This window comes from Arenicella sp. 4NH20-0111 (genome assembly GCF_040366405.1).
In the GTDB taxonomy this organism is placed as follows: Bacteria; Pseudomonadota; Gammaproteobacteria; order Arenicellales; family Arenicellaceae; genus Arenicella.
The window spans coordinates 255,259-278,285 of record NZ_BAABWF010000002.1 but is presented as its reverse complement, the minus strand read 5'-3'; the positions used below and the strand labels follow the sequence as shown (position 1 = coordinate 278,285).

General features: G+C 45.4%; 16 protein-coding genes. 6 read left to right on the top strand and 10 right to left on the bottom strand.

The window, feature by feature from the left end; translation table 11 throughout:
- The first annotated feature begins 9 nt into the window (after nucleotides 1–9).
- The 4 genes from leuD to ABWW54_RS05220 all read left to right on the top strand — a co-directional run bounded on the left by leuD (nucleotide 10) and on the right by ABWW54_RS05220 (nucleotide 3,273).
- Nucleotides 10–624: a 3-isopropylmalate dehydratase small subunit gene (leuD, locus tag ABWW54_RS05235; RefSeq protein ID WP_353410874.1), complete on the top strand. Its 615-nt coding sequence runs from the start codon at nucleotides 10–12 to the stop codon at nucleotides 622–624.
- A gap of 150 nt (nucleotides 625–774) precedes the next feature.
- Nucleotides 775–2,292 (top strand): hydroxymethylglutaryl-CoA lyase-like TIM-barrel protein, encoded by a 1,518-nt coding sequence (locus tag ABWW54_RS05230; RefSeq protein WP_353410872.1) that lies wholly within the window; start codon nucleotides 775–777, stop codon nucleotides 2,290–2,292.
- A gap of 5 nt (nucleotides 2,293–2,297) precedes the next feature.
- Nucleotides 2,298–2,771, top strand: a complete 474-nt coding sequence (gene ybaK / locus ABWW54_RS05225; RefSeq protein ID WP_353410870.1) for a Cys-tRNA(Pro) deacylase — start codon at nucleotides 2,298–2,300, stop codon at nucleotides 2,769–2,771.
- A 19-nt stretch (nucleotides 2,772–2,790) separates the two neighbouring features.
- On the top strand, nucleotides 2,791–3,273 hold the full coding sequence (locus ABWW54_RS05220; protein WP_353410868.1) for a GNAT family N-acetyltransferase: 483 nt from the start codon (nucleotides 2,791–2,793) through the stop codon (nucleotides 3,271–3,273).
- Nucleotides 3,274–3,279: 6 nt separating this feature from the next.
- Here the strand turns inward: ABWW54_RS05220 and ABWW54_RS05215 are convergent, their stop codons facing one another.
- The 7 genes from ABWW54_RS05215 to ABWW54_RS05185 form a co-directional block, all read right to left on the bottom strand.
- Entirely contained in the window at nucleotides 3,280–3,852 is a 573-nt protein-coding gene (locus ABWW54_RS05215; protein ID WP_353410866.1) for a nucleotidyltransferase family protein, read from the bottom strand.
- The gene (locus ABWW54_RS05210) at nucleotides 3,849–4,757 is read right to left on the bottom strand and encodes an XdhC family protein (RefSeq protein ID WP_353410864.1); all 909 of its coding nucleotides are present in this window, start codon (nucleotides 4,755–4,757) and stop codon (nucleotides 3,849–3,851) included. Before ABWW54_RS05210 ends, ABWW54_RS05215 begins: the two co-directional genes overlap by 4 nt.
- A gap of 46 nt (nucleotides 4,758–4,803) precedes the next feature.
- Nucleotides 4,804–6,828 carry a CHASE2 domain-containing protein gene (locus ABWW54_RS05205; RefSeq protein ID WP_353410861.1) on the bottom strand — a complete coding sequence of 675 codons (2,025 nt, stop codon included), beginning with the start codon at nucleotides 6,826–6,828 and terminating at the stop codon, nucleotides 4,804–4,806.
- Nucleotides 6,829–6,914: 86 nt separating this feature from the next.
- The gene (locus ABWW54_RS05200) at nucleotides 6,915–13,097 is read right to left on the bottom strand and encodes a two-partner secretion domain-containing protein (protein WP_353410858.1); all 6,183 of its coding nucleotides are present in this window, start codon (nucleotides 13,095–13,097) and stop codon (nucleotides 6,915–6,917) included.
- Nucleotides 13,082–13,942 carry a FecR family protein gene (locus tag ABWW54_RS05195; protein ID WP_353410856.1) on the bottom strand — a complete coding sequence of 287 codons (861 nt, stop codon included), beginning with the start codon at nucleotides 13,940–13,942 and terminating at the stop codon, nucleotides 13,082–13,084. The genes ABWW54_RS05200 and ABWW54_RS05195 overlap by 16 nt, the downstream gene beginning before the upstream one ends.
- Nucleotides 13,942–15,639: a ShlB/FhaC/HecB family hemolysin secretion/activation protein gene (locus ABWW54_RS05190; RefSeq protein WP_353410854.1), complete on the bottom strand. Its 1,698-nt coding sequence runs from the start codon at nucleotides 15,637–15,639 to the stop codon at nucleotides 13,942–13,944. Before ABWW54_RS05190 ends, ABWW54_RS05195 begins: the two co-directional genes overlap by 1 nt.
- A 359-nt stretch (nucleotides 15,640–15,998) precedes the next feature.
- Nucleotides 15,999–16,985, bottom strand: a complete 987-nt coding sequence (locus ABWW54_RS05185) for a DMT family transporter (RefSeq protein ID WP_353410852.1) — start codon at nucleotides 16,983–16,985, stop codon at nucleotides 15,999–16,001.
- Nucleotides 16,986–17,310: 325 nt separating this feature from the next.
- Between ABWW54_RS05185 and ABWW54_RS05180 the strand changes: the two genes are divergently transcribed.
- Entirely contained in the window at nucleotides 17,311–17,523 is a 213-nt protein-coding gene (locus ABWW54_RS05180; RefSeq protein ID WP_353410850.1) for a hypothetical protein, read from the top strand.
- Between the two features lie 107 nt (nucleotides 17,524–17,630).
- On the opposite strand, the gene ABWW54_RS05175 is transcribed toward ABWW54_RS05180, so the two are convergent.
- Nucleotides 17,631–18,791, bottom strand: a complete 1,161-nt coding sequence (locus ABWW54_RS05175) for an acyl-CoA dehydrogenase family protein (RefSeq protein WP_353410848.1) — start codon at nucleotides 18,789–18,791, stop codon at nucleotides 17,631–17,633.
- Between the two features lie 369 nt (nucleotides 18,792–19,160).
- Here ABWW54_RS05175 and ABWW54_RS05170 point away from each other — a divergent pair, with 369 nt between their 5' ends.
- Complete coding sequence (locus tag ABWW54_RS05170) at nucleotides 19,161–19,826, top strand: nitroreductase (RefSeq protein WP_353410846.1); 666 nt, start codon at nucleotides 19,161–19,163, stop codon at nucleotides 19,824–19,826.
- Here the strand turns inward: ABWW54_RS05170 and ABWW54_RS05165 are convergent.
- Nucleotides 19,823–20,701, bottom strand: a complete 879-nt coding sequence (locus tag ABWW54_RS05165) for an alpha/beta hydrolase (protein ID WP_353410844.1) — start codon at nucleotides 20,699–20,701, stop codon at nucleotides 19,823–19,825. The two genes, ABWW54_RS05170 and ABWW54_RS05165, sit on opposite strands and share 4 nt — an antisense overlap.
- A 172-nt stretch (nucleotides 20,702–20,873) precedes the next feature.
- Complete coding sequence (locus tag ABWW54_RS05160) at nucleotides 20,874–23,021, bottom strand: 3-hydroxyacyl-CoA dehydrogenase NAD-binding domain-containing protein (protein WP_353410842.1); 2,148 nt, start codon at nucleotides 23,019–23,021, stop codon at nucleotides 20,874–20,876.
- Nucleotides 23,022–23,027 lie beyond the last annotated feature (6 nt).

Here is a 23,027-nt window from a genome sequence, read left to right as displayed (position 1 = left end):
AGTTCACCCATGGAAAAGTACAAGAACCATACCAGTGTTGCGGCATTAATGAACCGCAGCAATGTCGACACAGACCAAATCATCGCAAAACAGTTTTTGAAAAAAGTGGAACGAACCGGGTTTGGCATTCACTTGTTTCATGATTGGCGCTTCTTAGAAGATGGCAGTGCCAACCCTGACTTTGAACTCAACAACCCGGCCTTTGAGGGTGCTAAGATTTTAGTGGCTGGAGATAATTTCGGCTGCGGATCATCAAGAGAACACGCCCCTTGGGCCATCGATGACTACGGGTTCAACACAATCATCTCCACAAGTTTCGCTGATATTTTTTATAACAACTGCTTTAAAAACGGGATCTTACCAATTGTTGTTGATGCTGATACTTTAAAAAAGTTGATGTCAGAAATTGAATCGAATGAAGGCGTCGAATTCACCGTAAACCTTGAAGATCAAACCGTCAGTAGTCCTGGGGGAATCTCGGTTTCATTTGACATCGATGGCTTTCGAAAGCACAACTTACTTAACGGTTTAGATGATATTGGCCTCACGCTAAAGCAAACTGAGAAAATTGACGCTTATGAAGTCAAACACAAACAACGATTTCCGTGGCTTTGGGCAAGTTAACTAGTTTTTTAATATGCTCAAAAACGGTCGACTAAATGTCGACCGTTTTTGCGTTTAGTGTCCGGATAGAACGTATAATTTGTTACTATCAAGTGTGCTTCCTCGGCGCATTATTCCAATATTAACGCAAACTAGAACAGTCTTACTTACATGCAAATCACTCTAATGGACACCACACTGCGCGACGGTGAACAGACACAAGGGGTATCATTCGCCCCTTCCGAAAAGGTTAGCTTGGCTCAAGCTTTACTCGGAAAGCTAAAAGTTGACAGAATCGAAGTTGCGTCTGCTGGTGTCTCGCAGGGAGAGCAACTCGCCGTAAAGCAAATTAATGATTGGGCTCTGGACAATGGGTACCTAGCACAGGTTGAAGTGCTGGGCTTTGTCGACGTCAATCGCAGTGTTGATTGGATTCTGGAAACCGGCGGCAAAGTCATCAACCTCCTGTGCAAAGGCAGCGAAAAGCACTGTCTGACGCAGCTGAGACAGACCCCAGAACAACATATTGAGCGAATAGAACAAACAATTGAGTATGCTCACGCAAATGGAGTGGATGTAAACGTCTATTTTGAAGACTGGTCTAACGGCTATCAAGACAGCCCTGAATACGTCTACCATTTGACTGAGGCGTTACAAGGCTTGGGAATCAATCATTTTATGCTGCCCGACACATTGGGAGTCATGTCCCCGAATGAAGTCAGTGTCGCTATTAGCGACATGGTGTCTCGGTTTCCTGAGTTACAGTTTGACTTTCATCCCCACAATGACTACGGCCTTGCAACAGCCAACGTGATTGCAGCCGTTGAAGCAGGAATTAGCTCTATACATTGCACGGTCAATTGCCTAGGTGAACGAGCAGGCAACGCCTCGCTTGCGGAGGTTAGCGTTGTGCTACGCGATAAACTCGGCATTGACTTAAGCATTGATGAGAAGCACATAGTTGACATAAGCCAAATGGTTGAAAGCTTCTCAGGAAAATTTGTTGCATGCAACGCGCCGATCCTAGGCACTGACGTTTTTACTCAAACAGCGGGCATTCATGCTGATGGCGATAAAAAAGGAGGCTTGTACGTCACCAAGCTTTCCCCTGAACGATTCGCTAGAAAACGTACTTATGCACTGGGAAAGCTCGCGGGCAAGGCATCATTAGAACAAAACCTTGACGCTCTTGGAATCAAATTGTCTGCTGAAGACCAAAGGAAAGTATTAGACAAGGTCATTGAGCTTGGCGACAAAAAGCAAATCATCACGACTGACGACCTTCCTTTTATCATCTCAGATGTATTGGAGTCGACCGGTGAAGAAAGAGTATCGTTAATGGATTGTAAGATGACGAGTAATTTTAAGGGCAGCTCTTCGGTTGAATTAACCGTGAGTATTGATGGAGAACAATGCACTGCGGTGGCTGAGGGCAACGGCGGCTATGACGCTTTCACGAACGCCTTAGACCTAACCTTGGAACCCTTTAATGATATTAGTCGCCCTCACCTCGTGGACTACCAAGTTCACATACCGAAGGGTGGCCATACAAACGCATTAACGGAAGCCGCCATCACCTGGGAATTAAATAATGGTCGTAAGATGACAACACGAGGGGTGAATTCCAATCAAGTGTTTGCCGCAATTCAAGCCACCCTTCGGGTTATTAACTCATTAGCTAAGAAATAACCCAAGTGACACCAGCAATAAAAGTTCTAGAGAAGCAAAACATTCAGTTTGTTTTGCATAGTTATCATCACGACGAGTCTGCGCCGTCTTACGGCTTGGAAGCGGTGCAAGAGCTCAATACGTCTGCAGACAGGGTGTTTAAGACCCTAGTCACCCAATCAGTTGAAGGCCATCTTGTGGTTGCCATAGTGCCGGTTTCTGGCAGTTTGAGTCTAAAAAAACTCTCAGCCGCTGTGGGGACCAAGAAAATAGCCATGGCAGATAAACTAAAGGTACAAAGTGCAACCGGTTACGTCATTGGTGGAGTCAGCCCTGTGGGGCAAAAAAGACTGCTAAAAACAATATTAGATGAGTCAGCCTTTAAACACGACACCATATTCATCAGCGCAGGCAAGAGAGGCTTAGACTTAGAATTACGACCATCTGACCTTCAAATTGTTTGTTCCGCAAAAACAGCTCTTATTGCAGCATCTAACTAATCTAATCAAAAAAGGCACCATGACCAACCTAACCATTCGAAAGGCCCAACACGGTGATACTGAGCTCATCCTAAAATTCATCGTCGAGTTGGCAATCTATGAAGAGGCCGAAGAAGAAGTCGTAACGACGCGGAACCATATAGACAAAACCCTATTTTGCAAAAAACCTAACGTGCACGGCCTTATAGCTGAACTAGACGGTCGGGCTGTAGGGTTCGCGGTCTATTTCTTCAGTTATTCCACTTGGCTAGGTAAACACGGTATCTATTTAGAAGATTTGTTCGTTGCTCCAGAATCTCGAGGCTCAGGGGCAGGCAAAGCGCTACTCAAAGAACTGTCTAAGATTGCCGTACGAAATGATTGCGGCCGCGTTGAATGGAGCGTACTTGATTGGAACGAACCTTCGATAAAGTTTTACGAAGCCATGGGAGCAAAGCCTAAGGATGGCTGGACCGTCTATCGACTGGATGATCAAGCGCTAATCGATTTCGCAAACGCTTAGCAAGAATTAGTCGTCTATCAAATCCTGCTTAGTATCGATGTCCTGCAGGATTCCAGCATCATCGCAAGGAAGTTCGACAACCGAGGGTTTGACACGTTGAATCAAATGCCTTGCGCCTACGTCACCGGATAATTGCGTTAATTTAGACCTAAAGCGCTCCCCGAAGAATACAGGGTTACCACGCTGGCCATTAAAGGAGGGTTGAACAATCGTTTTCTTTTGCGCACAACTCAAGATTGCGCGCAGTGTCTCGCTCTTCACGTAAGGCATGTCTGCTAGCCCTATAAGCCACCCCAGCTCAGGATGAGTAGATTTTACGCCAGACACTATACTCCGGCTCATGCCCTGCTCGGCCTCGTTATTGATCACGCACGCCACACCTAAATCATTCAACAACAAACGCAAATCAACATTTCCATCGCGCACCACGACTGAAACGTGTTCGCACACCGTTTTATAACGGTGAATCGTAGATTCAATCACCCTTTGACCGTTCGGCAACCGATGTAGGAGCTTATCGCTGCCAAATCTACGACTGAACCCCGCCGCCAGAATTAAACATCTGGTGTGCTCGCTCATGACGAAAAATGCTTAATATTCAACTCGTCAATTGCCTGAGCAACCACCGCCACCGCTATCTGGCTTGGAGTCTTAGCCGAAATGTTTACGCCCACAGGACCGTAAATTCTTTCCAGGCCGCCCCGATCAATTCCGTGATTCAACAAGGCGTCAAGGCGTTGACAATGAGTTCGCCGACTACCTAGCGCTCCAATGTAATAAGCATTGCTTTCAAGGGCCTGCGCGAGCAGGGTTGTTTCATGCTCGTGCTCATGAAAGAGTGACACCACGCCAGTATATTCATCGCATATATTTGAGAGGTCTGGACAATTACTTAGCGATGTCGACACTAGACCGTGTTGTGCCAATAGTGCACTCGTGAGTTCATTTTGCGCTATGCACAATAAATCAAACCCAGCTTGCAACCCAATCTTTGCACACGCAATCAAAATCGGCCCTTGCCCTAGCAAAACTAACCGTTGATTTGGATGATAGGTCTTATCAAAAGACCCGATGGAGGAGACAATTTTCTCAGTGACAGGACGCCGGTTTTCTAACGCCGACGCAACATTTTTAAAGTCCAAGTACCGCTTGGTTACATCAATATGCACATCGATACCCGATCCACACGGCAACTGAATATCAAAGAATGTAGACCCCATTCCATAGCGTTGCGTCCTGTTTTCCCTGTCTTTGATGGCCATACAGGCTTGGTCAGCTATGGCCTGTTCTGCGCAACCACCGGTAATTTGGCCGACGTATTCGCCCTCAGAGGATACGAGCATTTGAGATCCAAGGGGATAAGGAGCGCTGCCCTCAACATTAACTAATGTGACAAGAGCAACGGAAAAGCCTTGATCAAGGTAATAAAGAGCCTTCGAATGAAGCTCTTGACGTACATCAGTACGAATAAAATTCAACGACATGCAAGATATTTAAGTGTTTACATTCTAAGAACACGACAAATAATTATCACTGCTTTTCTCCAATGCTAAAAATGGTCACGCCTTCGGTCTTTCCTTTGACTTTAACATGATCTAACCGTTCAAACTCATAATTGGAGACTGCATTCATCGTGTATTCACTCACAATAATAGGAACGCCATATTGTTTAGTTAAGCCTTCAAGTCGTGAACCTAGATTAACCGCATCTCCAACAACGGTGTAGGCCATTCTAAACTCAGACCCCATGTTTCCAACGCTCATATCTCCGGTATTTAGCCCTATTCCAATCGCAATTTCCGGCCACCCTTTTCGGCGATAATGCGCATTCAAAGTATCCAGATAGTCGATCATTTCCTTTGCTGCATCAACTGCATGCTCCGCATGATCATCATCGTCAAGAGGTGCGCCCCAAAACGCCATGATAGCGTCACCCATGTATTTATCGATGGCGCCTTTGTGTTTATGAATAATTGTTGTCATGGGCGTTAAAAAGTCATTTAACCACTCAGCCAAATCTTCTGGGCTCATGCTCTCAGAATGAGTAGTGAAATTTCGAATATCGGTAAACAACACCGTCATCAATTTACGCTCAGGTTTCTGAGAAAATATGTCTTCCGTGTCGTGCATTTCGGCAACAACTTCTGGAGGCACATACATGCCAAACATTTTTTGAGTAACTCTTCTGGCTGCCGACTCCATAAAAAAACCGACCACCGTCGTCATGACGTACAAAAAGCTGATCAAAAATAGCGCGGGAGCGATCGCTAAGATTAGATTTTTATCAGTCCACATATACCAATTTAACCAAATGGCGGCGGCACTACTGATTGCAAAGACACTCGCGCTCCAAAATGCTGATAGATAAGGAAACAGTACGCTTAATACGATACCGAGGATAATAATCCCCACCACATTAGCGGCTATTGCCCAAGCAGGTCGAACTCTAAATTCACCATCCAAAATACCCGCTACAACGTTGGCGTGAACTTCAACACCGGATAGCGCTGGAGCAACGGGGGTCGACCTTCTATCGACCAGACCCGCAGCCGACGTTCCTAATATGGCTATCGCTCCCTTGATATCACCTTGATAAGTTCCACGTAAAATCTCGGTAGCAGACACGTACTCAAAGCCTTCTCCGGGCTTCGCATAGGGCACGAAAACGCCGGCATTTTCATCTAATCTCAAAGGCTCTTCAAGCATCAAAAATTCAATAGCCTCGAATGAATTATAATCATCCGTGGTGTAATTTTTATCGGCGAACACAGGTTGCGGTTCATCTAGAAAATAGGCCTGAACCAATTTCAAGGACAAACTGGCGTAAAGACGGCCTTCGTACTTATTTAACAGGCCTACTCGTCTGATAATTCCATCAGGATCCTGCAACAAGATCGAAAAAAAGCCGGCCTCGCCCGCGGCTTCTTGAAACATGGGCAAGTTTGCAGTATACCTTGCCGCCGTGAGTGCGCCCGTCTCCTGCAACAAATTTTCATTCTCAACATCATCGTCAGAAAACATGGGCGGTGGTAGCTGACCGATGCTCTCAGGCTGGTCGTTATCCTCAGCTCCGGGCTCGAAGACAATACCCATCACAATAGATCGATCTTCCAGCGCCTTTGCGAATTTCGCATCTCCCGACTCCGCCTCCATGTCTTCCAGAGTTAAGGTATCGCTTTCCAAAGCACGTACTATTTGATCACGGGAAAAACTATTCTCTGGCTCGGCGAAAACCGCATCAAAACCCAAGGTCTCAATTTCATAATCGTCGAACAGTTTATCAACCAGATCAGCAACCTTTGCTCTGCGCCAAGGCCATTGTCCTTCAGCTAACAAACTCTCTTCATCTATGTCGATGATGATAACGGTATTATGAGAAGCCTCTCTCGCTGACAGATTTATGCGTAAATCATAGGCCTTACGCTCTAGCGCATCAACGAATCCCAAATCCAAAGAAAACTTCGAACCAAACACATCAAACTCTTGATCTATTTGGTCAAAAACCAGCAACATTGTCGAAAGCAAGCCAAATAGTATTAATAAACCACGCTGCATTGAACTACACCCTGTAAATAATTAAACGCAAAAGGCCTTACAAAATTAACTCTGCAAGGCCTTTCCTCTCTGGCAATCCTAAAAAACTAACTTGTCGCCAAACACATGTTAACCGTTTTAATAAAGCGTTTGACTCGTTCTGATTCTAGGTAGGCCTCCTGTTCATCCTCACTCAAATTCACGATAATCGCTATTACATCCGTGGGTAAGACCATCGGCTCGTCATCAATGATAACTACTTCTGGCTCAGGCGTAGGCTCAGGATCAGGTGTAGGCTCTGGTTCCGGAATTGGGTCAGGCGTAGGCTCAGGATCAGGCGTAGGCTCCGGGTCAGGCGTAGGTTCTGGTTCAGGGACCGGTTCCGGCTCAGGTGGTGGTACCACAGCGGCCCGCGTAAATGTGGTAGTCACACTGGGACCAGTGGATGTCAACACACCATTAGTGACCGTGCCATCGTCATTTGCAAAGCCAACAATGGAACCATCAATGTTCCCGGTATTGCCCGTGATAATCGTGAAATCCTCACTTACTGAATTGGCTAAATCCGGGTCGAATTCACCCAATTGACTGACGTCAATAGTGTTTCCGGCTGTCGCAGGAATATTGACATTGCCATTGACAATTACTTGGTCGAATTCGCCGGTTTCGTTGTCAATTTGAATGACAAACGTGTTTCCTCCGGCGGATGCATCTAAGTCCCCGTTAATGGTTAGCGTTCCAGGTGAAAACCCTGGATCGATGGTGGTGTCTTGAATATTTACATCACCATTCACGGCTCCTCCAGAAGCAATACCTGCAACTGTCGATGTGCCACCGCTCAAGAAGCCTCCCTTCAAGTCAAACAGCCCACCAGTGGCACTAATGTTGCCACCTGCAACTAGAATTTGAGCGTTACTGCCCGTTTGCGTGACGGTGTGAGGACCAAACTCCAGTGTGCCCGTATCGACCGCAACCAAGCCATCATTATTATTGAGATTAAACCCGAGCACTGAAGTTCCTGCTCCTTGAGTTCGAACGAATTCACCTGTGTTTTCAAACACTCCAGCCACCGGGTTTCCTGATGCATCCAAATGCGTTATTTCAAAAACGCCTTCCTCAGAATTCATTTCGAATCTACCTGAGTTTTGTATCGAAACAACGCCACTGGTAGAAACAGCATTTGCGACGCCAGAAGTCGGGACTTTAATCATCAAGTCTGGAGGTATTTGGCTATTTGAATCTGGATTAACAAAAGTCTGGTCCGTAACGACGACTGACCCCGACTCCCAACGCACGTTTCCAGAATTGCTCCATGTAACGCCATCTAAATGAAAAGCAACATCCTGCGGATTTGCAACAGAATTCACTCTGCCATTAATGCTGCTATTAAGACCGGTTGTAGTGAGAGTAAATGTACTGCTATCGACACTTGGGTCTCTCTCCAAAGCTATGCGGCCATTATTTACGACCAAGTTTGCAGTGGTAATGGAACTGGCTGAATTAACTGGTGGCGCGACATCAAACAGCCCTGGGCTGAACTCAGTGATGCGAGTGGTCGATGCTATCTCTGCTGAGTCCAGCGTCAACGTCCCTCCGACATTAATATTTTGACTGCCAAATGACGTGATAGCCGCGTTTGCCGATTCACCTTGCACGTCAAAGAAGTTTACTCTAGTTCGTGGGCCACCGATGGCAGGGAAGTTAATTCCGTTCATCGTAAGGTCATTGGAAACGTCGATCGATTGTGTTTCCCAACTGTGAATATTAGCACTGCCACCTAAATCCTGAGTAGCTCCACTGGCAAACGTGAGTGTGCCTCTTGAATCAATGCTCAAATTATCAACATCAAATGTCTGTACCGACGAGCCCGCAGGAATGGGGTTAAAACTGGCATTGGGGTCATTCAACAATAACAACACATTCGAATTCGCACCGACACCGGTCTTAATGTTCAGGCTTTGCGCCTCGAAATTCTGAGTGCCTAATCCAGACACAATTACTTGATTGCTGAAGTTTGGATTAATCATGCCGCCGCCACCGTCATGAAAATTAACCACATCCATTGCCGCATCAGCGTACACAGTGTCGCCAGACGTCAGATCAAAGTTTCGACCAGCTAGAACATTCAAAGTTTGCGTTGTATTTACTGTAACGCTAGCCGATGAATCACCTACGGCTCTAACGTCTGAATTAGCAATAATGGTTATATCGCCACCGGCAACACTGGATGCCGTATCTAACGTTAGGTTATTCGCGTCGAATCGAATACCACCTGAGCACTCATAATTCGAACACCCTACGCTCTCAATCTTGATATTATTTCCTTGAACGACAACCTGTTCTGCAGAGTAGGAAGAACCGTATCGACCGATCGCAATATCAACTTGTTCCGCACCTTGAGCGTTGGTAATGGTCACATCCCCGCTACCCGAGTTGTTAGCATCTGCACGCAACAATATGTCACCATACGTTGAGACCGAATCTAGTACGGTGAGATCGTTACCAGCAGACACAGTAATGTCTCCAGATGGAAATCCATTGGATGCAACATAGGAGTCTACAACGATATTTTGCCCCGCTGTGAGATTGACATCGCCGCTAGCTTGAACACTGCCAGTTCCGGTAATGCTGCCAGCGGTGGCCTCTATATTAATGTCTCCGTCGAACACGTTCTGTGAGGAGGTTAAATTAATATCGCCCGTCGCTGTCGAGATGTTCATCGTACCTTGACTATAGAGTTCAAAGGAAGCTCCGTTACCGTCAAGCCCAGTAGTGATATCTCCACTATTGGTTGCAATGCTAATCGAACCACTATTTGCATATAAATTTCGACTTAAATTCACATCATCAGCGACGTTTATATTGATGTCTCCGCCAACGTTAACGTCATTTTGTGGGCCACTCATTCCAATCAGATTGGCATTAAGTCCACCGCCTGAACTCGTGATCGTCAAATCACCGGCGCTACTTAGTTCACCATTAAACGTGATGTCACCGGTACCTGTATTGAACAATGCGTTCGAGGCATTCAGATCTGCATTAACATTAATCGAACGTCCTGCGTCAAAATCTATATTACCTTCCAGATTAATTGAATTATCGATATTAATGTCGCGGTTGGCGTTAAAGTCGAAATTTACGTTTCGACTTGCCGCATACAGACCGGAATAGCTCGCAATGTTCACCGTTGCTTGGAAGTTTATGTCATTGTCTGCGTTTAACGTGAGCGTCCCATTAAGATCAGCCCCAGTTCCGAAACCATCAGGATTAGGCCCATTCAATAACCAGCCATTCATCGAGGACGTGATCGTGATATTCCCAGCATCTGAACCAGTGTTGCCAGAATTAGTAGTGGATATTGTTACGTCACCATTGTTTAAGCCCGCAAGAATGTCAGATAAATTTATGGTGGGACTTGTGGCTGCAATCGAGGGTGTAAAGCCCGTATAACCGGTTCCCATCGATGCGTCTACGTCGAGTGTACTATCATCCGGAACGTCGCTGATTAAAATATTATGAGGGTCAATCAACCATTCTCCGCCATCACCATTATTCGCGCCGACATTAGGCGTTCCGCTAATGGTCAAATTTTCCAACCCTGATGTTTCAATAAACCCACCATCACCAGACTCAGTACCACCTCTTGCGCTCAAATTACCACTAATGACTGACGTGTTTTCGGAAAAAACTATGATCGATCCGCCATTCCCGTTTTCGCCGCCATCAGCGGTAATGGAACTACCTTCGGTAACAATCGAAGTATGGGCATTTCTAACGGATTCATCTTGCCCTTGAAGCCCACCACCAATTTTTATATCTCCAGCGCTTTCAGCAGACGCATCTATTTCTGCGTCATCAATCAACGCAATGCGTTCACCTTGAATCGTAACGTCGCCGGCCTCTTGCTCCCCTTCGTCTGAGGTTCTGATGTCGGACGCCACTATCACGTCACCTTCTTCGCCTGCGTCAATTGTAAGAACGCCGCCGCCGGTGGAAATTTCAGCCGAAATAACGACTTGCTGGCCGCCTTCCTCATTGAAGGAATTAAATTCACCAGAGTTTTGATCAGGTACTTCTGCTTCAGGTGCTTCTGCTTCAGGTGCTTCTGCGTCAGGTGCTTCTGCGTCAGGTGCTTCTGCTTCAGGTACTTCTGCGTCAGGTGCTTCTGCTTCAGGCATTTCTGCTTCAGGTACTTCTGCTTCAGGCACTTCTGATTCAGGCACTTCTGCGTCAGGTACTTCTGCGTCAGGTACTTCTGCGTCAGGTACTTCTGCTTCAGGTGCTTCTGCGTCAGGTGCTTCTGCGTCAGGTGCTTCTGCGTCAGGTGCTTCTGCGTCAGGTGTTTCTGCGTCAGGTGTTTCTGCGTCAGGTGCTTCTGCGTCAGGTGTTTCTGCGTCAGGTGCTTCTGCGTCAGGTGCTTCTGCGTCAGGTGTTTCTGCGTCAGGTGCTTCTGCGTCAGGTGTTTCTGCGTCAGGCGTTTCTGCGTCAGGTGTTTCTGCTTCAGAAGTCTCGTTACCCTCTGTTTCATCAGAACTTGAAGATGGTTGAGTTTCGTCCTCTTCTTCGTTTACAACCGCCTCATCATTCTCTTTGGCATCGTCAGGATTAGATGGTTCATCTTGCTCATCCGATGAATCTGAACCTGTTGTCTCTCCTGTCTCTACCTCAGTGGCGCTCTCTTGCTCAACCGCCTCTTCATTGCCAGAATTTACATCCGATTCATCATCCGGCTCCTCTTGAGAGCTAGGCTCTTCTTGGTCCGTTTGAGTATCAACGGCTGCAACCTGACGACCAGTTTTTATCGTCACATTTAACGGGCCAGCGGTTGTGGTAATTGGAGCGTTAACCTCAACTCTATTATGTGCATCCAGCGTTAATGTGACTCCCTCGTCGCCTTCAGTTTTGGTAATAGCCGAATTTACATAAATATTACCTTCGCCCTCACCTTCATCACTGGTACGAACTTCAACGTTGGAGCCACCATTAAGCGACGTTGAAATCGATTCCGCCTCGCTGTCTCCAATCGTGATGTCTTCAGGGTCCAACAACCATGTTCCGGCAATACCCTCTGTGGCACTGACATCCACCGGTTGACCAAAATTAAGTACTTTCTTGCCCGACGTCTCAACGAAGCCGCCATCGCCCCGCTCCGATCCACCTCTAGCCGTGATCTGACCAAATGAATTAGTCGTGTCATCAGACCATATAATCACTGTACCGCCGTCGCCTACCTGAGCAGCATCAGCGGAGATTACAGTTTCTTCGTCTACGTTTGTATTTTGAGCATTCTTAACGTCGCCATTACCTTGATAGTCGCCACCAATTAAAATTTCGCCACCACTGGTTCCATTGGCACTAATATTTGCTCCTTCAAGATCGACTTGATCACCAAGCAAATGCAAACTTCCTCCACTTACTCCTTCACCCGTGACGGTAATATTGCCGCTAACGTGTAAGCTATCATCTGCTTCAAGAACAATCTGGCCTTCCGCATTACGGTAGGCTCTATTCGCCGAAATAGTCCCTGTCTGAAAAATTTGGTCGGCAAACACTTTGACAGAGCCATTAGACGCCACAAGTTCTCCGACATTCAAAACCGAGTCCTCTGGCGCAGAAACACGATAGGAAACTCCCCCCTCATTCAATGAATGAAGCGTGACCTCACGCCCAGCCGCAAGTAAAATTCTGCCATCATCAGCTTGAATAAGCCCATGGTTTTCAATCGATGGTGCGATTAATACAACTTCACCGCCAGGGCCTGAAGCGATGTATCCGTGATTCTCGATCTTTCCAGAATCACCTTCAAACCTCAAATTACCAGCCTTGAAGTTGTCATCAGTGATATTCAATGTTGACCCAATGAATGCGGCGGTGTCTATCCTAGCGCCATCGCCAATGACAAGCCCATTCGGGTTTATCAAAAAGACTCTGCCATTAGAATTTAAACCGCCCAATATCTCAGATGGGATGCCACTAATGACTCTATTTAACACCGAAGAATCAGCACCGCTTTGAAGGAACTGAACCAATTCGTTTTGAGAAATAGAAAAGTCTTGCCAATTTATTATTGCGCCATCACTATTTCGTATACTTGTTTGATTTCCTTGGCGTGAAATTTCCGCCGTGCCATGAACGACTTCTTCTCCGGTTGGACCTGCAGTAACCGCAGTACCAAAACAAAGTGACGCTACGCAAAGCGCAACCTTGCTCTTTCTAAGTTGCTTGTTCATTGTGCTACCCATCTTGTTTACCCCTCCACCTCTTACATCCCGAATTAGTTGATTTCGCATATTGTATTCCCCACACTTATCTCTGCATCATCAAACAAATTAAACTCGGTAATGTCTTCTATTAACTCAGTCAAATACACATCAGCGGTGTTCAGATCTATGCCATTGGTAAAACACTCGACGGCGCCACCACCACCCATCATGCACTTATCTCCAGTGTTCATATCAACAAATTTTTGTCCAAAACCCACCCTCACACCACCATCGAAAACGGCGATGTAGACGCCTTCCAATATTTGCTGTAATTGTTGGCGCGTGATTTTTTGCTTACTTCCCCCGTTTTTATCGACAACAAAAATATCGACTTTCTCCTTGGCTTCATCATCGCTCAACGGGCCTCCATCTGAGGCTCTGCAACCGTCGGTTCCAGGCTCACATATTTTGATTACAAAAGTAGTACCTCGAATGCCGATTGTGGTGTTCTTTGCCTTAAAACTTACTTGCTGTGGCTTGTTTTTTCCAATGGCCCCAGTCACAGCTCTTAAGCCTCCTTTGAGCAGTTTAAAAGACTCCTTCTCCTGGCCAGGGGTGGCGTCGTATTCTTCAATATCAAACCGTGATTCAGGCCGCAGAGTGATCTTGCCGCCATCTGAAAACTTGATTACTAAGAAGCTTCTTGATGCGGTTTCTAGAATGTCTCCCGAATAGACTGGGGAACCTTTTGCTAACGAGGTGAGGTCACGCAAATCAGACCGGGCCGTAGCAACACCTTTAGCAAGAGCAATTTCGCCAATAGGTGCGCCTAAGTCAGCCCAAGCGAAGGAAACAGTGCTAATCAAAATACAGAACACAGACGCTATAACAGCTCTTCTTTTAAGCACAGCATTCACCTTTATTTCTAACATTATAGGCCTCCACTGGAAGCTCCGCTAAACGGCCATTTAGGGTAATAACGAATCGAGAGATGCACTCGATCATCACCATCCACTGAAGCCGATGCCGATGCCGATGCCGATGCGCCACTGTCTATCTCGACGCCATCAAGGACGTACCCGTAATCTAAACTCAATGCTACATCTCTACGTAAATTCCAGCCAAACGAAAGCCCAACGCTAGATAAGGTTTCCTCTTCACGTTCACCAACCTGTACGTTATTTAGTTTTCCTGTACCGTAATCAAAAAACGCGCCAAGCTGAAACTTGCCATTTTTAAAACTCCGATTCGCTTCTAACGAAAACTTATATCCTTTATCTACCGTGACTTCGCGTTCTAAAAATCCTCGAGGACCAACACTCCCTAAGCTGCCGCCTAAGCCGAATTTCTCTCCGGATATTAGAGGGTCAGATGACGTTTGAGCGAAAAACACAACTCGCCCTCTCCACTCACGATTCCATCGATGATCATAATTTAATGTCACATTTAACTTATCCCAATCCTGGCTTGCACCGGCTCTAGATGCCGCATAGCTGGCATCGTCGTTAAACTTCCCACCGGACATATTTGTTGTTGCTGTTAAAACAGAATTGAAAGCCCAATTAGACTGGTCATAGCGGCTGGTGTACTCAATGCTCAACGGGCGAGCTCGAACATCGTTGCCAATATTTTGTGTATTGAAGAGAATATCGCTATCAAATAACTTATCAGTTATGTTCGCCGCTAACCTGTGTTGATAACGGCCTACTTTATTCAAAAACTGCGTGTAACTGGCCCCAATTGTTTCACCAGCACCACTGACGTCAAACACATCAGCCACACGGCCAGTGTCTGCGTTAGACTTAGAATAGAAAAAGTTACCAGAGCCGCGGGTTCCGTAAAAGGGGACTCGATAATTGATACCATATTGCCTTAGCTCACTCGGCTCTTCTGGCGATAACGAGTAACTCAAGGACAGCTGGTGGTCTATGCCAAACAAATTTCGATTATGATATTGAAGACCTAACCTAGACCGCGATGTATTTTGACTCCCGGCATTATTCGCCCAGACGAAAAATTCATTTGGATTTTTATCCTTAACGGTGATATTCGCATCAACTGTTTGTGGTTGTTTACCTTTCACGAAAACAACCCTGATGTCTTTTGCAGGATTTTCTTCTGCTAATAATAATGCGGTCGCAATGTTTTGAGTATTGGGACTAGCACCTTCTGAAATCAACGGTAAACTGCGCTTTATATTTGAATTAGAGAAAAATTGATTTCCCAATACAGAAACGTTGCCTATATCCACTTTCTTGACGCCCAACTTTACGGTTCCAGAATCTAAAACCTGTGGAGGAAGCGTGGTGCGGTAAAAGTTATAACCCTTGCGAGCCATCTCTTTTTCTAATTCGTTTGCGGCAAGGCGCAGCTCGGCAATATCAATGTTTCGATTTAGGAACGGCTGGAGAATTCTGTTAGATCGCGACGTTGATAAAGGATTGTCACCTTCAATTAAGAAGTCCGTTACCGCAAATGTCGGCGCTGCGTCATCTTCTGCATAAACTTCGTGTGAATTAATCACCGCCAACGTCGTAAAGGAGAAAACGACAACCAAAACTTTACAATGCTTATGCAATTTTCGTTGCACATTAGTAACACCATAAAAGCCATTTACTCCGTGTTTCATAATCCATCCTTCTAAGCAAGAATATTTTAAGATCCTGTGTGCGAATTCGACACACACGGATATCAATGTTTTTATCATGACATGCACGATAAACCCCTCGTATTTGACCCAACTTTAAGTACACGCAATCGACCTAAGACGATTGAACCCAATAACAATCGTGATGATAAAACCACTTAACAAACAAGAATCTAGCCAAATGTCAGTGAAATTTCATTTAATAACGGCTAAATAGCAACAAACTGTATTCGCTATCCCACCAGACCGCTGATGGTGTCGTTAATTCACAGATTTTAACATAGCATAGATAGACTATAAATCCAGTTCACGACTTCGACAATCACCCATTTGAGGTAAATTTATGAGGTGGACGTTATCTCTTTGGGTTCCACAGGCTTAGCGGACTCACGTTGCATGTAGGTAATTGCCACAACCACCAGCACAATTCCTGCGAATTGCATAACCCCAAAAGCTTCACCGAGTAGCAGTACGGCAAAAACTGATGTTATAGCGGGACCCACCGTGCCCGCAATCGAGGTTTTTTGAGGTCCTACCAATGAAATAGCTTCTGCGATCAAAAAACTAGGAATTACCGTCGTGACAATGGTCATTAGTGTGATTAGCCAAAACGCAGGAGAGCTCATGGACAACCAGTTAAACGTCTGTGCACTGATGAGAAAATGAATAAGGATACAGACCCCGCTTGAAAGCATCGCAACAACCGTAAATGCTGCGCCACCAACCTGATCAATAATTTTTTTACTGAGAAGCACATATAGAGAAAATGCTAATACCGATAAAAACATCATGACAGACCCGAAGATCACCTTGTCGCCCAAACTATTGAAGTCATAAGCAAAAATAAGCCCTACTCCAATGTAAGATAATACTAAAGCGATCATGACCGTCCGACTGATACTCTGACGATAGATAAGCCACCCTAGAATCGCGACAAGAGTAGGATAAGTAAACAATATTAGTCTTGCCAATTGAGACGATATGTAATGCAATCCTATAAGATCAAGCAGCGCCGCCACATAGAACCCTAGCGCACCGAGCAAGACGGTTTTCCAAAACCAAGGTTTAGAAGCAATTGAGCCGCCCTGCTCAGAATCAGCAGATTCCTCGCCACCAAACTTTCTTTTGAGCACCCAAACACCAACAACGATGTAAATCGGAAGAGATATTATAACCCTCCATGCCAGAACATCTTCGCTGGTCACCTCTTCGTACTGGTAAATTAGTTTTATGATAATAGGCTTCAAGGAATAGCAAAACGTCGCCAGCAAAGCGATGATGAATCCTATTTGAGCAGATGATTTTTCTTTTATTATTTTCTCTAACATCCGTGATACCTAACCAATTCGATGAATTTAAGCATTCAACACACTATAACCAATATTCCAACATCACTGAATATACAAATAAAACATCAATTTAAACAGGGTTTTTAGAGTAATTCTTAAGATGGAGAAAATAGAAAAGCAAAAATTTCATCCAAATGGGTGAAGAATTTCTTTTTTTATCTGCCCATACTGTAATCATTGGGAAGCAAGTGTTAGGGGCAACTTTCTGTCTTTTTAGTGTAATTGGGTGTAATTGATGCACAAACAAAAACAGATGACACTTGTATTCGGATCGAAATGAGGTTTAAAGAGGGAAACGATAATCATGCCGAATCGTAGAGAAGTTATTAACAGTGCAGTGAGGTCTAAAAAAACAATGAGCACCTTACAGATGTGGCAACATCAGATGGCCGCACTACAACGGGCCAGTGAAGTTCGAAATGAAAGCAGTCAGTCCACTCCGTTAGGACGAAACGCTTCTGAACTGCACAGCAGCGAAGATTCTAGGTCAACTTTAATATATCCGCATATTCTGTAATACAGAGAAAACGACCAAGAAAACGCTTATAAAACAGCCAAATAAAAGTGAGAGTTAAAATTCCAAAAAAGGTGGATTTTAACTCTCGCTGTGTTATCCAATCCGCATCAAGAGAGGATGCTTTTATAGTCCTCTGAAAATATCTCTCTACCCAAAATTAACTTCATTATTTCAGAAGTCCCTGCGTAAATTCGACTTATCCGAGCATCGGTAAACATACGACAAATTTCGTATTCCTGCATGTAACCAGCACCTCCATGAAGTTGCACACCTAAGTCCATCATTTTCCACTCAATTTCAGCACCTAAGAGCTTGAGTTTCGCACCCATGTTGGCGGTGAGCTTGCCGGCATTATGCATCTCAACGCAATAATCAAGGTAGACCTGGGCCACCTCAATCTCAGTGTCCATTTCCGCCATTTTAAATTGCGTATTCTGGAAATCAGACACTTTTTTGCCAAACGCTTTACGCTGCATGACAAATTCTCGCGTTACATCAAACGCTTTTCTAGCATTAGCAATTGTTCCAACAGCATTGATCAAGCGTTCTTCAGCAAGCCCTTCCATCAAATAGAAAAATCCTTTGCCTGGCTCTCCAAGAATATTTTCTTTGGGTACCTTTACATTGTTAAAGAAAAGCTCAGCCGTATCCTGTGCTTTTAGGCCCATCTTATCCAAATTGCGGCCACGTTCGAAACCTTCCATTCCACGCTCAACCACCATAAGAATCATGGCATGAGAACTTTCTGCTCCCTCAAGTTTTGCAGCGACAACGACTAAATCGGCCAAAATCCCGTTTGATATGTAGGTCTTAGAACCATTCAATACAAAATGATCTCCAGCGTCTCGCGCCGTACTTCTCATTCCAGATAGGTCACTACCGGCATCTGGTTCCGTCATGGCGACGGCTAAAATTTTCTCGCCACTGACACAGGGTGGTAAAAAACGTTCGCGTTGCTCTTCGTTTGCGTACTTGTATAAGTAAGGCCCTACTAATCGACTATGCAGTGTATTAAACCACTCTCCGCACTGCTGACGAACCGTTTCTTCGATGACTATTTGCTCGTAACGAAAATCGTCGTCACCCATCCCTCCATATTTTTCCTCGGGCCATACCATTAAGAACCCTTGTGACCCCGCCTTGCTAAATGCAACACGATCAACAATGCCAGCCTCGCGCCATTTAGGCATATTAGGAGTTATTTCTGTTTCGAGAAACTTTCTGTACGCTTCACGAAACATGTTTTGTTCTTCGGTAAAACTTCGCATGACTAAAATTCCGCTTAATTAGTTATTAAAATGACTTCCAGTGCCTCTTTTTGAGTGAAGTCAAGCTTATAGAGTCGCCAACAGTTACTCTGAAAGACTTGGCGATTTAGAGGCCCAACGTATGACGTCGAACTATGTGACTCTATGACAGTAATTATCTGGTAAACATTTTACAAATCCCTCAATAATTATGAAATGACTAGAGGGGGCCATTAATTGACAAAACATATCATGACGAGGCAACAAATTACCATCTATAGGCATTTTTCATCAATAAATCACAGTGTATTGTCATTGCCCTTTTTTTTAAGCTTAGTACAATCGATCGCGAAACCCACTAAGTGGGAAACTCATTAAAGGAGAAACCAAATGAATGTAAGCGACGCCATCAAACAGCGCCGTTCGGTAAGAGCCTACAAAGACAAAGCTGTCGATAGCGCCTTAATCGAAAAAATATTTTTGCAAGCCCAAGACTCGCCATCAAATTGCAATACTCAACCTTGGCATGTGGTTGTTGTTTCGGGAGAGGCTCGAAATGGGATTGAAAAAGCCATGGTAAGTGAAATTATGGCGGGCAAACCGCCAACACCTCACTTCAAACCAGGCGACCAGGATCTGAAGGATCAGTATCGAAAGCGCCAAATTGCATGCGCGATTTCTCTGTACGATTCTATGGACATTAAATACGAGGAAAAACAGAAGCGCCAAGAATTAATGCTTCGCAACTGGCAGTTTTTCGGTGCACCCCACGCCGCGTTCTTCTCCATGCCAAAAACGATGAAAGAAATTAACGCGGTAGACATGGGTATTTACCTGCAAACTATCATGCTACTCATGACCGAAAATGGCTTATCTAGCTGCCCTCAAGGTGCCTTGGCAATGTACCCCGCTTCGGTTCACGAACTGGCGAACATTCCAGAAGAAAACGCAATTATGTTCGGTTTATCTTTCGGTTATGCCGAATCTAATGAATCAATAAACCAATTTGAAGTAGGTCGCGAAGACTTGCCCAATGCGGTCGAATTTTACGGCTAGCTGGAGCCAGCCGCCTGCGCGGTGGAGCGAATGAAATGTCCAATTTGCTCCACGGCCTGCCTAGACGTTTTCGATACTGCAGTAAAAAATTGAAACACATGGCATTGATCTGAATACACCTGGCTTTCGATATCGACTCCCTGCAATTTAGCTCGATCTACAAAACAGCTTATTTGATCATTAAACAATTCCCCAGACCCAAACTGCACTAAGGTTCTGGGCAAACCAGAGAGGTCCGCATCTTTAAAGTTGATGCGCGGATCCTTTAAATTTTGATTCCGCATAAGCGCGCCAATGCTCGCATGTAAAAACGGTCCAGCGAGATAGTCGTGTTCCGCATTACCGTCGATCGAGCCACCCTCGGCAGTTGGGTCCACCCAGGGCGAAATCAACACAGCTCCATCGAGCTTTTGACCGACTTCGGCTAGCGCTAAGGCCGTTGATATCACCAAAGCCCCTCCTGCTGAATCGCCCACTAATACCCTTTTCTTATCGCCGCGTGTTGAAAAGTAGCTTTCCGCAACCTGCAGACAATCGTCTTGAGGGATTGGAAATGTGACCTCGGGGGCCAATCGGTAGTCTGGAACCAAAACCTCACAATTAGCCGCCAAGCAGATATCGGCAACAAGCGCTTTATAGGTTTCGGGCGAGCCCATTACGTACCCGCCGCCGTGAAGGTAAATAACAGCCGTTGTGTTGTCATGGCCGTTCTTAGGTGTCACCACGAGACACCGCGTTCCTTCTACTAAAGTTTCCGAACACACCACCTTACTTATATTGGGGCTAAACGTCCGAAGACTGTCCATTTGCTGACGAAGATACGCTACCCCTTTACCCTCGCTTGACGTCACCATATCCCGTAAAACTCGACACATAACCTCCTCCAAAAACGTCCTATCTGGCAACCTTTTCTTGGAGGATAGTGTGGATAAAACAGCTTGGGGCAGTCTAAGAATCATAAACAGTTTCCATTACAATGAGATTCAAGTTTAGGCGTGAATTGTCGAGGACTCTCCACGCCTATTTCCGGGCATTACTCTGGCCAACCTAAGAGAAACTTTCTCCACTTTCGGCTTTCATTTTTACGACCTCTGGGCACGTGAAACGATCTCCATACTTTAGCGCTAGCTCATCACATCGAGCGATGAATGACTCTAGCCCGTAGGTGTTGACGAATTGGATAAACCCACCCGTATGGGCCGGAGCACCAATTCCAAATATCGATCCAATGTTTCCATCAGCCACTGAACGTAAAACACCACTTTCCAAGCATTTTAGAGCCTCAATTACCTGCCTAAACATGAGCCTGTCTTTGATGTCTTGATCCGAGATATCGTAAGAATCATCGAAATACAGATCATAGAGTCCAGGCCATATATTTTTACTTCCGTCATCATGATATTCGTAATAGCCTCCTCCATGATACCTTCCTCCTCGACCATTATCAGTAATCATGTCTTTTATAACTCGGCGAATGACATCACCGTTGCCCCATTTATCCGTTACTCCCATCTCGGCCCAGGTTTCCTGAGCTTTGCGACTTAGCTCCAAGCTTGTCTCATCTTGAATTTGAAGGGGGCCGACAGGCATACCAATCGCGCGACCTAAGTTATCGATACGAACTGGATCAGCCCCTTCAGTAAGAATATGGGCCGCTTCATCGAGGTAGGTTCCAAATGTTCTGGAGGTAAAGAATCCTAGAGAATCATTTACAACGATGGGCGTCTTTCGAATTTGCATCGTGTAATCAAACGCTTTAGCAAGAGCTTCATCACTGGTTTTTTCGCCGCAGATTATTTCCACTAGTGGCATTTTATCAACCGGAGAAAAGAAGTGTATACCAATGAAATTCTCAGGCTTTTGGCTCGCTTCAGCCAATTCAGTTATTGGCAATGTCGAAGTATTTGAACCCCAAACACCGTCTTCAGACAGGAACTTTTCACTAGCCTTGGTAATCGTATGCTTCAAACCGATATTTTCAAAAACAGCCTCAATGATTAAATCACAACCTTGTAAATCCTGATCTCGATCGGTTGGATGAATCAAATCCAATACTGACTTTGCTTTGGCCTCATTCATCTTACTGCGCGTAATTCGCTTAGCCAGCAACTTCTCTGTATACGCTTTACCTTTTTGAGCACTTTCCAATGATATATCTTTAAGAACAACTTCAATGCCCGCCATGGCCGAAACATAGGCGATTCCTTGACCCATCATCCCCGCACCAAGAATCCCAACCTTTTTAGTCAAACGTTGTTCTACCCCCTTCGGGCGACTGGCACCCCCATTAATCTTGTTGAGCTGAAAGAAAAAGGCAGAAATCATATTTTTAGCCACTGGGCCCGTAGCAACTTTCGCGAAATTTCTTCCTTCGATTCTCAAAGCCGTATCTATGTCCAACATCGATGCTTGAAATGCGACATCCATAGCAGCCGTCATCTGAGGCATAAGCCCTCGGGTCTTTTGGTGCAACATTGTTGGCCCCATCACCGCGAGCTGAGCGTTACGAGGGCTATTTACCGCTCCGCCAGGAATTCTGTATCCCTTTCTGTCCCATGGTTGTACAGCGGCATTTGAGTCTTCAACATTATCTAGTATCCACTGCTTTGCCGCTGGCACCAACTCATCTAGGCTATCAACAGTCTGATCAATCATCCCAGCAGACAGAGCTTTTTCTGGGTTAATGCGCTTACTTTCAAGTATGTATGGCAGTGCCTTCTCAACACCCAACAACTTAGTCAACCGCACCACACCGCCGCCGCCTGGATAGAGCCCCAATGAACATTCTGGGAGCCCTATTTGAACAGATTTATGATTAAAGGCAAGTCGATAGTTACAGGACAAACATATCTCATACCCACCCCCTAGAGCGGCACCGTTAATGGCTGCTACGACAGGAACTGGCAAACGCTCCAGTTTCCGCAATCCCGCTTTCATGGCCTCAGTTGCATTAAAGAAATCTTCGACTGTATCAGGGTTTGCAGCCACTAAGTCATTCAAGTCGCCGCCAGCAAAGAACACTTTCTTCGCTGATGCAATTACCACACCAGACAGGTTACTCTCAGACTCCAATTTGGCTAAGGTCTCAGTCATTGCCTCGTGGTATTCGGCGTTCATTGCATTCACTGGGCCAGTCATATCCATGGTAACCAGCACAATGCCGTTTTGGTCTTTTTCGTAATTAAATACACTCATTTTTAT

Excerpts from the sequence above, each read along its gene's own strand:
- ABWW54_RS05215 (WP_353410866.1), bottom strand. The coding sequence starts at position 3,852 with ATGAGCGAGCACACCAGATGTTTAATTCTGGCGGCGGGGTTCAGTCGT.
- ABWW54_RS05175 (WP_353410848.1), bottom strand. The coding sequence starts at position 18,791 with ATGCGAAGTTTTACCGAAGAACAAAACATGTTTCGTGAAGCGTACAGA.
- ABWW54_RS05220 (WP_353410868.1), top strand. The coding sequence starts at position 2,791 with ATGACCAACCTAACCATTCGAAAGGCCCAACACGGTGATACTGAGCTC.
- ABWW54_RS05165 (WP_353410844.1), bottom strand. The coding sequence starts at position 20,701 with ATGTGTCGAGTTTTACGGGATATGGTGACGTCAAGCGAGGGTAAAGGG.
- ABWW54_RS05200 (WP_353410858.1), bottom strand. The coding sequence starts at position 13,097 with ATGCGAAATCAACTAATTCGGGATGTAAGAGGTGGAGGGGTAAACAAG.
- ABWW54_RS05170 (WP_353410846.1), top strand. The coding sequence starts at position 19,161 with ATGAATGTAAGCGACGCCATCAAACAGCGCCGTTCGGTAAGAGCCTAC.
- leuD (WP_353410874.1), top strand. The coding sequence starts at position 10 with ATGGAAAAGTACAAGAACCATACCAGTGTTGCGGCATTAATGAACCGC.
- ABWW54_RS05160 (WP_353410842.1), bottom strand. The coding sequence starts at position 23,021 with ATGAGTGTATTTAATTACGAAAAAGACCAAAACGGCATTGTGCTGGTT.
- ABWW54_RS05180 (WP_353410850.1), top strand. The coding sequence starts at position 17,311 with ATGCCGAATCGTAGAGAAGTTATTAACAGTGCAGTGAGGTCTAAAAAA.
- ABWW54_RS05230 (WP_353410872.1), top strand. The coding sequence starts at position 775 with ATGCAAATCACTCTAATGGACACCACACTGCGCGACGGTGAACAGACA.
- ABWW54_RS05210 (WP_353410864.1), bottom strand. The coding sequence starts at position 4,757 with ATGTCGTTGAATTTTATTCGTACTGATGTACGTCAAGAGCTTCATTCG.
- ABWW54_RS05195 (WP_353410856.1), bottom strand. The coding sequence starts at position 13,942 with ATGTTAGAAATAAAGGTGAATGCTGTGCTTAAAAGAAGAGCTGTTATA.
- ABWW54_RS05205 (WP_353410861.1), bottom strand. The coding sequence starts at position 6,828 with ATGCAGCGTGGTTTATTAATACTATTTGGCTTGCTTTCGACAATGTTG.
- ABWW54_RS05185 (WP_353410852.1), bottom strand. The coding sequence starts at position 16,985 with ATGTTAGAGAAAATAATAAAAGAAAAATCATCTGCTCAAATAGGATTC.
- ABWW54_RS05190 (WP_353410854.1), bottom strand. The coding sequence starts at position 15,639 with ATGAAACACGGAGTAAATGGCTTTTATGGTGTTACTAATGTGCAACGA.